Source organism: Nocardia sp. NPDC056541 (assembly GCF_042794235.1).
Taxonomy (GTDB): Bacteria; Actinomycetota; Actinomycetes; order Mycobacteriales; family Mycobacteriaceae; genus Nocardia.
Map to the genome: position 1 here is coordinate 583,368 of NZ_JBHTUD010000001.1, position 11,104 is coordinate 594,471.

At 70.1% G+C, this 11,104-nt stretch carries 10 protein-coding genes; 6 read left to right on the forward strand and 4 right to left on the reverse strand.

The window, feature by feature from the left end:
• Positions 1-21: 21 nt before the first annotated feature.
• Positions 22-873, reverse strand: coding sequence for a bifunctional 5,10-methylenetetrahydrofolate dehydrogenase/5,10-methenyltetrahydrofolate cyclohydrolase (locus ACFQ9R_RS02710; protein ID WP_378988324.1), 852 nt, complete (start codon positions 871-873; stop codon positions 22-24).
• A gap of 163 nt (positions 874-1,036) precedes the next feature.
• Here ACFQ9R_RS02710 and ACFQ9R_RS02715 point away from each other — a divergent pair, with 163 nt between their 5' ends.
• A complete protein-coding gene (locus ACFQ9R_RS02715; RefSeq protein ID WP_378988327.1) occupies positions 1,037-1,909 on the forward strand; it encodes a YdcF family protein in 873 nt (290 codons plus the stop codon).
• Between the two features lie 58 nt (positions 1,910-1,967).
• Positions 1,968-2,771 carry a putative protein N(5)-glutamine methyltransferase gene (locus ACFQ9R_RS02720; RefSeq protein ID WP_378988330.1) on the forward strand — a complete coding sequence of 268 codons (804 nt, stop codon included), beginning with the start codon at positions 1,968-1,970 and terminating at the stop codon, positions 2,769-2,771.
• A 136-nt stretch (positions 2,772-2,907) separates the two neighbouring features.
• On the opposite strand, the gene ACFQ9R_RS02725 is transcribed toward ACFQ9R_RS02720, so the two are convergent.
• Complete coding sequence (locus tag ACFQ9R_RS02725; RefSeq protein ID WP_378627296.1) at positions 2,908-3,735, reverse strand: SDR family NAD(P)-dependent oxidoreductase; 828 nt, start codon at positions 3,733-3,735, stop codon at positions 2,908-2,910.
• 44 nt (positions 3,736-3,779) lie between these two features.
• Positions 3,780-5,354 carry a succinic semialdehyde dehydrogenase gene (locus ACFQ9R_RS02730; protein WP_378988333.1) on the reverse strand — a complete coding sequence of 525 codons (1,575 nt, stop codon included), beginning with the start codon at positions 5,352-5,354 and terminating at the stop codon, positions 3,780-3,782.
• Positions 5,355-5,501: 147 nt separating this feature from the next.
• On the opposite strand from ACFQ9R_RS02730, the gene ACFQ9R_RS02735 reads away from it, so the two are divergent.
• Positions 5,502-6,182 (forward strand): TetR/AcrR family transcriptional regulator, encoded by a 681-nt coding sequence (locus ACFQ9R_RS02735; RefSeq protein WP_378988336.1) that lies wholly within the window; start codon positions 5,502-5,504, stop codon positions 6,180-6,182.
• Here the strand turns inward: ACFQ9R_RS02735 and ACFQ9R_RS02740 are convergent.
• Entirely contained in the window at positions 6,156-7,073 is a 918-nt protein-coding gene (locus tag ACFQ9R_RS02740) for a DMT family transporter (protein ID WP_378988338.1), read from the reverse strand. The two genes, ACFQ9R_RS02735 and ACFQ9R_RS02740, sit on opposite strands and share 27 nt — an antisense overlap.
• Positions 7,074-7,335: 262 nt before the next feature.
• On the opposite strand from ACFQ9R_RS02740, the gene ACFQ9R_RS02745 reads away from it, so the two are divergent.
• From ACFQ9R_RS02745 to ACFQ9R_RS02755, 3 genes are all read left to right on the forward strand, one after another.
• A complete protein-coding gene (locus ACFQ9R_RS02745) occupies positions 7,336-8,037 on the forward strand; it encodes a response regulator (RefSeq protein WP_378656277.1) in 702 nt (233 codons plus the stop codon).
• The gene (locus tag ACFQ9R_RS02750) at positions 8,034-9,071 is read left to right on the forward strand and encodes an ATP-binding protein (RefSeq protein ID WP_378988342.1); all 1,038 of its coding nucleotides are present in this window, start codon (positions 8,034-8,036) and stop codon (positions 9,069-9,071) included. Before ACFQ9R_RS02745 ends, ACFQ9R_RS02750 begins: the two co-directional genes overlap by 4 nt.
• 72 nt (positions 9,072-9,143) lie before the next feature.
• The gene (locus tag ACFQ9R_RS02755) at positions 9,144-11,072 is read left to right on the forward strand and encodes a DUF4153 domain-containing protein (protein WP_378988345.1); all 1,929 of its coding nucleotides are present in this window, start codon (positions 9,144-9,146) and stop codon (positions 11,070-11,072) included.
• The last annotated feature ends 32 nt before the right edge of the window (positions 11,073-11,104 follow it).

Consider the following 11,104-nt stretch of genomic DNA (forward strand, 5'->3'; position numbering starts at 1 on the left):
CGACCGGATGGCGAAAGGTGTTCAGGCGCGGGACTTTTCGGCCGCCACGACCACATGGCGCATGAGCAGCGCGGTGGTCACCGGGCCGACGCCGCCGGGGACGGGGCTCAGCGCCGCCGCCTTGCCGATGACCGACGCCGCGTCGACATCGCCGACGATCCCGCCGTCGGCGGACTCGTTGGTGCCCACGTCGATCACCACGGCGCCGTCACCGATGTGCTTGCCGGTGACCAGGCCGATCCGGCCCGCCGCGGCGACCACGATATCGGCGGGAGTCGTCACCGCGGTCAGGTCGGCGGTGCGTGAATGCGCGACGGTGACGGTCGCGTTCTCGGCGAGCAGCAGCTGAGCGAGGGGCTTTCCGACGATGTTGGAGCGGCCGACCACGGTGACCAGACGCCCCTGCAGCGCGATCCCGTGATGCTTCAGCAGCTCGACGACGGCTTCGGAGGTGGCGGGGACGAAACCGTCGAGGCCGGAAGCGAGCAGGCCGAGCGAGAGTGGGCTGACCCCGTCGACGTCCTTGGTCGCGGCGATCGCCGAACTCACGTCGTCGAGGTTCACGCCCGCGGGCAGCGGGGTCTGCAGCATGATCGCGTCGGTCGCCGGGTCGGCGCTGCGCGCGCTCAGCTCGGCGCGGATCGTCTCGGCGCTCGCGTCGGCGCCGAGATCGATACGCTCGCAAGCTATTCCGAGTCGTTCGGCCGCCTTGCGCAGGGAGTTCACATACCAGGCGCTGGCCGGGTCGTCGTTGGCGACGATCAGCGCCAGCGTCGGCGCGGTGCCCGCGGCGGTGAGCGCGGCCGCGCGCTCCTTCGAGTCGGCGTTGATGGCGGCGGCGAGTTCCTTGCCGGTCAGCGAAGCGGTATCCACGGTGTGACACCTTATCCGCCGCCGGACCGACGACGTGGCGCCGGGCCGCGACGCGCGCAAGCTGGTCGAGGTCCACCGCGGTCCGGACGGGCGGTCGTAGGGTGTCGGCAGCTCTGCTCTGCCAGCACGTACCGAACCGTTCGCGGGAAGGGTTGCGACTGTCGTGAAGATCTCGAAACACTGGAAACACCTGGCCGCCGCTGTCCTGGCGACCGCCGCGCTGACCGGCACCACGGTCGGTCCGGCCGCCGCGGAAGCCGATGTGGCCGCGCTCTACAACTCAGCACAGCGCCACTTCACCGACGGTGACGACGCCGCGGGACGCGCCGACCTGCGTGCCCTGATCGCCGCCGACCCCCATGACGCCGACGCGCTCGCGCTGCAGGCGATCTGGTCGCACTACGCGGGTGACGGGGCCGCGGTCGGTGACGCCCTGGCCCGGCTCGGCGGCATCGACGCGGGCATGGCGGCGGGCACCAATCGCGTGCTGCACGCGGTGACCGCGGCGGCCGCCACCCTGCCCAACCCGCTGCCGGCGCTCGTCGGTCCACAGACCGGCATCGTGGTTCTCGGCTACGGGCTGCTGCCCGACGGCGCGTTGCGCCCGGAGCTGGAGAACCGGCTCACCGCGGCGTGGTTGCAGGCGATCGCCGCACCGTTCTCACCGGTAATCGTGACCGGCGGCAATCCGCAGAACGGCATCTCCGAGGCCGAGGCGATGCGGCGCTGGCTGGTGGCGCGCGGGCTGCCGGGCGATCGGATCCATGTGGAGGACCGGGCCGGGTCGACCGTGCAGAACGCGCTGTTCAGCACGCGACTGCTGCGCGATCTCGGCGCGACCAGCGCGGTGGTGGTGACCTCGCCGAATCACATTCGGCGCGCGGTCGCCGACTTCATCGTCGCGGGCACGACCGTGGTCGGCGCGACGACCTCGCTCGAACAGCTGGTTTCCCAGTTGCCCCCGCCCGCGCGCAACGCCCAGCGCGGGATCTATCTCGACGCGACGCGCACCTTCGAACTCGACACCGAGCGCTGATTCGTCGCACCGCCACCGGCGGTGAAAATTCGGTTGCCCGGTCAGGAACAATCGGCGCATGAGTGGTTCCGGTTTTCCCGAGGTGGTCGTCGAGTTGCGGCGCGCGGGATGTGTATTCGCCGAGGACGAGGCCGCGCTGCTGATCGAGGCGGCCGACGGCGATCCTGGACGCCTCGATGCGTTGGTCGGACAGCGGGTCTCGGGGACTCCGCTCGAATATCTGCTCGGCTGGGTGGAATTCCGGGGGCAGCGGGTGGGGGTGCGTCCTGGCGTTTTCGTACCGCGTCAGCGCACGGCGTTCCTGGTGGAACAGGCGGTCGACGGCGTGGCGCCGGACACGACGCGAGCCTGCGTGGTCGACCTGTGTTGTGGCTGTGGGGCACTGGGGCTGAGCGCGGCGACCGAGCTCACCGCACGTGGATGCGACGTCGAGCTCGTCGCCGCTGATATCGACCCCGTCGCCGTCGCCTGCGCGCGCGAAAATCTCGCGCCGATCAGCGCGCCGGTGTTCGGCGGTGATCTGTTCGACGCGCTGCCGGTCGACCTGCGCGGGCGCATCGACATCCTGCTCGCGAACACACCGTACGTGCCGAGTGCCCGAGTCGCGGATCTGCCACCGGAGGCACGCGAGCACGAGCCGCTCGCCGCGCTCGACGGTGGAGCGGACGGGCTCGACGTGTTCCGCCGGGTCGCCGAAGGGGCGGCCACCTGGCTGGCACCGGGCGGCACGGTATTGGTGGAAACCGGGGCGGGGCAGGTCGACACCGCGTGCTCGGTGCTCACCGCGCACGGTCTCGCGCCGCGCGTCGCCGAGTCCGGGGAGCACTACGCCACGGTGGTTCTCGGCACCCGGGATCGCTGATCGCGTGGACACCACGACCGTCGAGACCGATCAGTAGCCCGTCGACGAGGCCGCGCGCACTGCCGACGGACGCGACGATGCCCCCGTCGACCGATCGCCTGCGCGACCCGTCGACGGGGGCACCCGTCCCGAATGCCTACTTGCGTCCGGTGAACTGATCCATCGAGTGGTACACGCCCACCGCGTTCAGGTAGAAGTCGCGAACCTTGATCGGCAGTAGACCGGTCAGTGCCCGGTTCATCCGCGAGGTCCACGGGAGCACCACCAGGGCGCCGCCCTTCTTCATCTCCGACCACGAGGTGTCGACGACCTCGTGCTGCTCGAGCATCGGCGTGAACAGAATGCCCTTCGCTCCGTCGAACATGCCGGTGTTGATGTAGGTCGGGCAGACCGTGGTGACCTTCACGTGGTCGTGGCCCGCCTGCTCGAGCTCGAGGCGCACCGAATCCGACCAGCCCAGCGCCGCCCACTTCGACCCCGCGTACACGGCCATGCGCGGATTGGCGACCAGACCTGCCGACGACGCGATATTGAGCACGCGCCCCTCGCCGGCACCGGCGACCATGCCGGGCAGGAACTCCAGGGTGACGTACATGGGGGCCAAGGAGTTGATCGCCATCGTCTTGTCGATGTCGGCGCGGTTCTCGGTTTCCCAGAAGTAGGTGTTGCCACGCACGATGCCCGCGTTGTTGACGAGGATGTCGATGCCGCCGACCTCCTTGCGCACCGCCTCGCCCGCCTCACGGATCGAGTCCTGCGACGACACGTCCACCACGTAGTGGTGCACCTTGCCGCCCGCGGCGGTCAGCTGCGCCGCGGTCTCGCGCAGCGCCAACTCGTTGATATCCCACAGCACCACCGCGTCGGCGCCCTCGGCAACGGCCTTCTCGGCGAACAACTTGCCGAGTCCCATGGCGGCACCGGTGATGAGGACCCGCTTGCCTGCGACCGTTTCCAACTTCATTCTCGCTACCTACCCCTGCTCGTGTACTGCTACTTCTGCCGCGTCTACTTCTGACGCAGCGTCTTCATGACTCCGAAAACCACCGTCATCGTCTTGGCCCACATCTGCTCGGACATGCCGGGCAGCGGCGCGATCGGCAGCACTCGCTGGACCGCGATGGTCTGGGTGTCGATGTACTTCAGCAAGCCTTCGGGGCCGTGGCGACGCCCCTGGCCGGAGATACCGAGACCACCCGAGGGCGCGTCGACGCTGCCCCAGGCGGCGCTGAAGCCCTCGTTCACATTCACCGAGCCGGCGTTGATCCGGGCGGCGATCTCCTTGCCGCGGTTCACGTCCCGGCTCCACACGCTGGCGTTGAGGCCGTAGGCGGTGTCGTTGGCCGCCTCGACGGCGGCTTCGTCGGAGTCGACCTTGTACACCGACACGACGGGGCCGAAGGTCTCTTCGCGGTAGACCGTCATGCCGGGCGCCACGTCGGCGAGCACGGTGGGCTCGTAGAAGTACGGGCCGAGATCCGGGCGGGCACGGCCACCGGCGAGCACCTTGGCGCCCTTGGCGACCGCGTCGTCGACGTGCCCGCTGACGGTGTCGAGCTGACGCTGGAAGGTCAGCGAACCCATGTCCCGGCTGTAGTCGAGCTCGCCGCCGAGCGACATGTTCTTGACGTTGCCGACGAATTCCGCGACGAACTGGTCGTACACGGTGGCGTCGACGTAGATGCGCTCCATCGACTCACACAGCTGACCGGCCGACGAGAAGCACGCGCGCACAGCCAGTTTCGCGGCCTTGGAGACATCGGCGTCGGCCAGTACGAGCAGCGGGTTCTTGCCGCCGAGCTCGAGGGAGTAGCCGATCAGGCGCTCGCCGGCCTGCTGGGCGATGGTTCGGCCGGTGGCGCTGGAACCGGTGTAGTCGACGTAGTCGGCGCGCGCGATCACCTCGCCACCGATCTCCCGGCCGCGGCCGAGCACCGCCTGCCACAGACCGCGCGGCAGCCCGGCCCGCTCGGCGGCGTCGATGGCCCACAGCGCGGTGAGCGCGGTCTGGTTGTCGGGGCGCGCGATGACCGCGTTGCCCGCGATCAGGGCGGGCAGCGCGTCGGAGGCCGCCAGCGCGAGGGGGTAGTTCCACGGCGAGATGACCGCGACGACGCCCTTGGGCCGGTTGTGCACCTCGACCGAGGTGAGTACCGGCAGCACGCCGCGCGGCTTGCGCTCGGCGAGCAGTTTGGGCGCGACGGTGGCGTAGTAGCGCGCGTTCAGCGCGACGTCGGCGATCTCGTCGAAGGCGTGCGGCCGGGACTTGCCGGTCTCGGTCTGCACGATGTCGAGGATGGTGTCCTGCTCGGCGAGCACGATGTCGTGGAAGCGGCGCACGATCTCGGCACGCTGCTTCACTGCGACCTTGGCCCAGTCGCGCTGCGCGTGCCGGGCGACCGCGAAGGCACGCTCGATATCGGCGACCGAGGACTGCGGCAGGTCGCCGATCTTGTGGCCGGTGGCAGGCGCGAAGACCGCGACCGACGGCGCGCCACCGGCGACGCCGCGCTCGAACAGGGGCTTGACCAGCGCGGCGGGCAGCGCGGTGGGTTCGGCGGTCAGCTCGGGGGCTGTCGTCATTGTCGGCCCTTCTCCTCAACAGATGGATCGCGCGGAACGGGTCGCGCACGTTCAGCTCATTTACTGAACACTAGTGTTAGATTAATGCCAGCGCCCTGGTTCGTGTCAAGCTTTCAGTGTGCGAGGACCGGCTGTGAGGGAGGTGCGATGACCGAGGAAGCGACGACGGTGCGTCGCGGGCGCCCGCCGCAGACCCAGGAGCAGGCCGAGGAAGTCCGCGCCCGGATCATCGAGGCGACCGCGGCGGTGTTCACCCGCAACGGTTCGCGCGGGTTGAGCGTCGCCCAGATCATCGAAGAGGCCGGGCTGGCCAGGCCCACGTTCTACCGCTATTTCGGCAATGCGTCCGAGCCGCTGCACGCGGTGCTCGACGCGTCCAACGACGGCCTCGTCGGCGGCATCCGCGAGGCACTCGCCGGCACCGACGAGCCGGTCCAGCTGGGCATCCGGCTGATCGACGCGTATGTGGACTGGGCGCGCGGGCACGGCCCGATGCTGCGGCCCCTGTTCGCCGAGCTGCACGATCCCGGCTCGGTGGTGTCGGGCTATCGCGAACGCGCCCTCGACGACATTCGCGACCTGGTACGCAAGACTTTCGGCGAACTCGGGCGGCCGGTCCCCGCACCACTGGACCTGGACGCGGCGCTGCACGTGTGCGAGTACATCGTCTACCGCCTCACCGCGGGCAGCGAGCCGGGCAGTGATCCCGATCCGGCGCTGGCGTCCGAGGCCAGGGTGACCATGATTCGCGTCCTGCTGGTCACCCTGGGCACCCGCGACGATCTCGCCTACGCGATGGAACTACCCGGCCTGTTCCCTGATCCGTAGCGCTGCGGGGTCCCCGGCCGTGCGTCCCGCGGTGACCAGGGCGAGCGAGAGCAGTGCCGCACCGCACCAGCCGACGAGACCGAGCCGCTCGTCCAGGAACAGCACCGCCAGCAACGTGCCGGTGAGCGGTTCGAGCAGCGCCAGCAGTGCGCCGGTGCCCGCGCCCGCTGCGGTGAGGCCGCGGAAGTAGCGCGTGTACGCGATGGCCGTCGGAAACAGCCCGAGCGCGAGAGCTCCGAGGATGCCGGGCAGATTCGGGTCGATCGCGGTGCTGGTCAGGGCTGCCGGGAGGGCGAGCAGGATCGCGCCCGCGGTGAACCCGGCGCCGGTAGCGGTGACGGGGTCGAGTTCGGGAACCGGAACCGCGGCGATCACCGTGAGCACGGCGAAGGCGGTGGCCGCACCCAGCGCCATGGCCGCGCCCCACAGCGCCCTCGACCCGTCCGCACCGGGTGCGCCGACCAGCAGCGCGAGGCCGGTGAGGGCGAGCGCGATGGCGCAGGCGCGGGTGCGATCGAGAGCTCGCCTGCCGGTGAGGTACTCGGCCAGGGCGACGACGACCGGGGACATCCCGATGGTGATCAGGGTCGCCAGGCTCACCGAGGACAGTGCCACCGCGCCGAAATAGCAGCCCTGGAACACCGGCGCCAGGACGGCGATCGCGCCGATGCGTCGCCACGCCGGCGCACCACGCGGGATCGCCCGGCGGGTGAGCACGCAGAGTCCCACCAGCAGCAGCCCGCCGACGGCAAGGCGCACGGTGGCGACCGCGATCGGGGACAGACCGGTCGATCGCTGGACGAGGGTGCCGAGCAGGCCGCCGGTCCCCCAGAGGATTCCGGCGACGACGAGATCAGCTGTGCCCGTGCGGGCGGACAGCGAAACAGACATGGATGTGCGCTCCTGCGACAGAAGGTGAGGGGGTCGCGAGAAGCGAGGTGCTGGAGTGAGCAGGCTCGACGGGTCGGCCTGGCGAAACCACGGGCGGCCGGTTCGGCCGGCGCGCGCTACTGACGAGCGCGGCGGGGCACCTCGCTCAGGAGGCGGGCGGCGGGGTGGAACGGAAGCACTCGTGCACGTCGCGAGTGTACTCCACACAGAATCTCCACATTTGGCGTCGCAACCCTCCACACCCGCTCGCTAGGGTCGCACCATGGACAACAGTGGGGGCGGGACAGGACAGGCGGCACGCCGGATCCTGGTGGTCGACGACGAGGTGACGATCGCCGAGTCCGTGGCCGCGCGGTTGCGGGCCGAAGGGTTCACCGTCGACCTGGCACACGACGGGCCCGCCGCGGTGGCGGCGGCGCTGGCGGGGGAACCCGATCTGGTGGTTCTCGACGTGATGTTGCCGGGGTTCGACGGGCTGGAGGTGTGTCGCCGGATCCAGGCCGAGCGCCACGTGCCCGTCCTCATGCTCACCGCGCGCACCGACGAGACCGACCAGCTCATCGGGCTGGGTGTCGGCGCCGACGACTATCTCACCAAGCCGTTCTCGATGCGGGTGCTCGCCGCCCGGGTGCACGCCCTGTTGCGGCGGGTGGATCGGGCCGCCGAGCGCGGCGACACCAGCATCGTCGTCGGCGATCTGCGGATAGACCTCGCCGAACGGCGGGTATGGCGCGGCGACACCGAAGCACGGCTCACCCCCTTGGAATTCGACCTGCTGACCCGGCTCGCGCAACGTCCGAGGGCGGTGCTGGCCAGGGAACGACTACTCGAGGACATCTGGGACTGGTCCGACGCGGCGGGGACGCGCGCGGTGGATTCGCACGTGAAAGCGTTGCGGCGCAAGCTCGGTGCCGATCTCATCCGCACCGTGCACGGTGTCGGATACGCCCTGGACGCGCGATGATCACCGCCGACCGCGCCACGAGATTGATGGACCGGATCGCCGACGTGCTGCCGCGGCCGCTGGACCGGCTGCGGTCGATCAAGCTCAAGCTGGCCGTGTTGATGTTGTGCTCGGGCGGTGTCGCGTTCGGGTACTTCCGGCTCGAGATCGGCTGGCTGCCGCCGCGTACCACGGTGGCCGCGATCGGGATCGCACTGCTCACCTCGCAGTTCCTCGCCCACGGGATCACCCGGCCGCTGCGCGAGATGACCGCAGCCGCGCGGCGCATGACCCAGGGCGACTACAGCTTTCGCGTGCGGGCCTCTTCGCGTGACGAAGTGGGGCAGCTCGCGACCGCCTTCAACCAGATGGCCGCCGACCTGGCCGCCGCCGACCGGCAACGGCGCGACCTCATCGCCAATGTGTCCCATGAGCTGCGCACGCCGGTGACCGCGCTGCACGCCGTGCTGGAGAATATGGTCGACGGGGTGAGCGAACCCGACCCGGCGACGCTGCGCACCGCCCTGGCCCAGACCGAACGCCTCGGCCTGCTCGTCTCGGAACTGCTCGACCTGTCCAGCATCGAGGCGGGCGCGTTCACGCTGGATCGCGAAAACCTGCCGCTGGCACCACTCTTGGCGGAGGTGATCGCCGAAGCCGAGGTGATGACCGCCGCGCTCGGTCGTGGTGTCCGGTTCACCACCGCGATCGAACCCGGCTGCGCGACGGTGTTCGCCGACCGGGCCCGTCTGCACCAGGTGCTGTTCAACCTGCTCGACAATGCCGCCCGGCACGGCCCGTCCGGCGGCGAGGTCCGGGTCTGGGCGTCGACCCACCCCGAGGGGACCGTCCTCGAGATCCAGGACGACGGCCCCGGCATCCCGCAAGCCGAGCGCGCCACCGTCTTCGACCGTTTCACCCGTGGCGGGCGCACCGACGGCGGCGGCACCGGCCTCGGCCTGGCCATCGCCCGCTGGGTGATCGACCTGCACGGCGGCACCATCGCCGTCGCCGACCCCGGCTCCCGCATCCGCGTCGTCCTCCCCACGGGCTGACCTCTACGTCGAAACCATCTACCCGGCACTTCGGTCCCGGGACGCATCCGCACACCTCCAGGAGGGGAACCTATGTCCGACAAGCCGATATCCGAGGCACCGACGCCCGATCAGGGCACTGCCGAGAACCAGCACACCGCGACACAAGCCGCCGACACGACCACAACTACAACCACGACCGACCCGACGGGCGAGGCAGTCGCGAGCGGCGTGCCCGACTCCGGCAGCACCGCCGCAGACCCCCAGGTGGGCGGCGATGCGACAGGCGCCGGTACTCAGTCGACAGCTGTGCTCACCAAGACCTCGCCGGACCCGGCCGCGCCGCCCGTCTCGGTCTCGTTCGCGAAATTGCTGGCCGCCCCGCCGGGGACCGCCGACCTCCGAACCGCAGCGTGGCCGAGTCTGCCACCGCCCATTCCCCCTGTCCCCCCACGCTGGCAGCGGGTAGCGCGCCCACCCGGTGTCCTCCCGGCCGCGGCACTCGCCGGAATCATCGGCGCCACGGTGATCCCGCTCGACCGTCCCGGCATCGGCTGGCTGATCGCGGGAACCGCCATCGCCGGAGCTCTCTGCGTCGTCGACTATCGCGCCCGGTCCAGCGGTCCGTCATCCGAACCCACCTCGGATTCCGCACCGACGGCCGAAACACCACCCGCGCCGGCTCCGTCCACGGCGGTGCCGTCTGCGGCCGGCGAAGTCAGCACTAATGCCGCTGAGCCACTTTCACTTTCAAATGCCGGTGCACTTGCACCGTCCAACGCCGACGACGTCGTGGCAGCCTCCCGCGCTGTCTCGATCGGCGATCGGGCCTGGTGGGCGGCAGCCGCGATCGTGCTGCTGGGAGTGGGAACGGTGCGGGCGGCGGGCTGGCTGTTCGTGCTGTGTGTGCTCGCGGCGTGTGTCGCCGGGTCACTGGCGGTGCTGGGACGACGCAGTGTGCGTGGCATCGCGCACGACATGTTCGCGGTGCCGTTGGCGTCGTTCGGGGCGGTGCCGTGGGCGTTCTCGGGGCTGCGGGAGTCGCGGTCGGTCGGGACCTCGAGTGTCCGCCGGTACGGGATCTCGGTGGCCGCGACGGCGGCGTTGCTGGTGGTGTTCGTGCCGCTGCTCGGTGGGGCGGACGCGACCTTCGCCAAGCTACTGAACGGGCTCGTCCCGACCGTGGACGGCCCGGCGATGTGGCAGTGGATCTTCTTGTTCGCTGTCGTCACGGTAGGTGTGCTCGGAGCGCTGTATGTGCTTGCCGGGCCACCTTCGCGCGCCACGGATTCGGTGCGGCCGCAGCGACTGTGGTCACGCAGTGAGTGGATGCTGCCGGTCGGGGCACTGACCGTGTTGTTCGCGGTATTCGTCGGCGCGCAGTTCGTCGCGCTGTTCGGTGGCGACGATTACGTGCAGCGCACCGCCGGTCTGACCTATGCCGAATACGCTCGCAGCGGTTTCTGGCAGTTGTCGGCGGTGAGCATTCTGACGCTGGCCGTGATCCTCGCGGTACTGCACTGGTCGGTGCGGGAAACCGCTGCCGACCGCCGGTCGCTGCGCGTCCTGCTGAGCGCGGTGAGCGTGCTGGCGCTGGTGATCGTGTGCTCCGCGCTGGGCCGGATGTGGACCTACCAGCAGGCTTACGGATTCACCGTGCTGCGCCTGCTGGTGACTACCTGCGAGCTGTGGGTCGGCCTCGTCTACGTTCTCGTGCTGGCCGCCATTGCACGACTGCGCTGGAGCTGGGTGCCGCGCGCCGCGATCGGCACGGCGCTGGCCACCCTCATCGCACTCGCGGTGATCAACCCGGAACATCTTGTCGCCGAACGTAATATCGACCGCTGGCAGACCAGCGGCCGCCTGGACACGGACTACCTGAGCAGTCTCTCCCCCGACATCCTTCCCGCCCTCGATCCGCTGCCCGCACACCTGCGGACACAGATCGAAACCCCCGTTCTCGACGACCTCGACCCCGACCACTGGTGGTCCTGGAACTGGTCTCGCAGCGCAGCCCGCTGACAGTCGCAGGCGCGGTCGCTGGTTACGGGCGG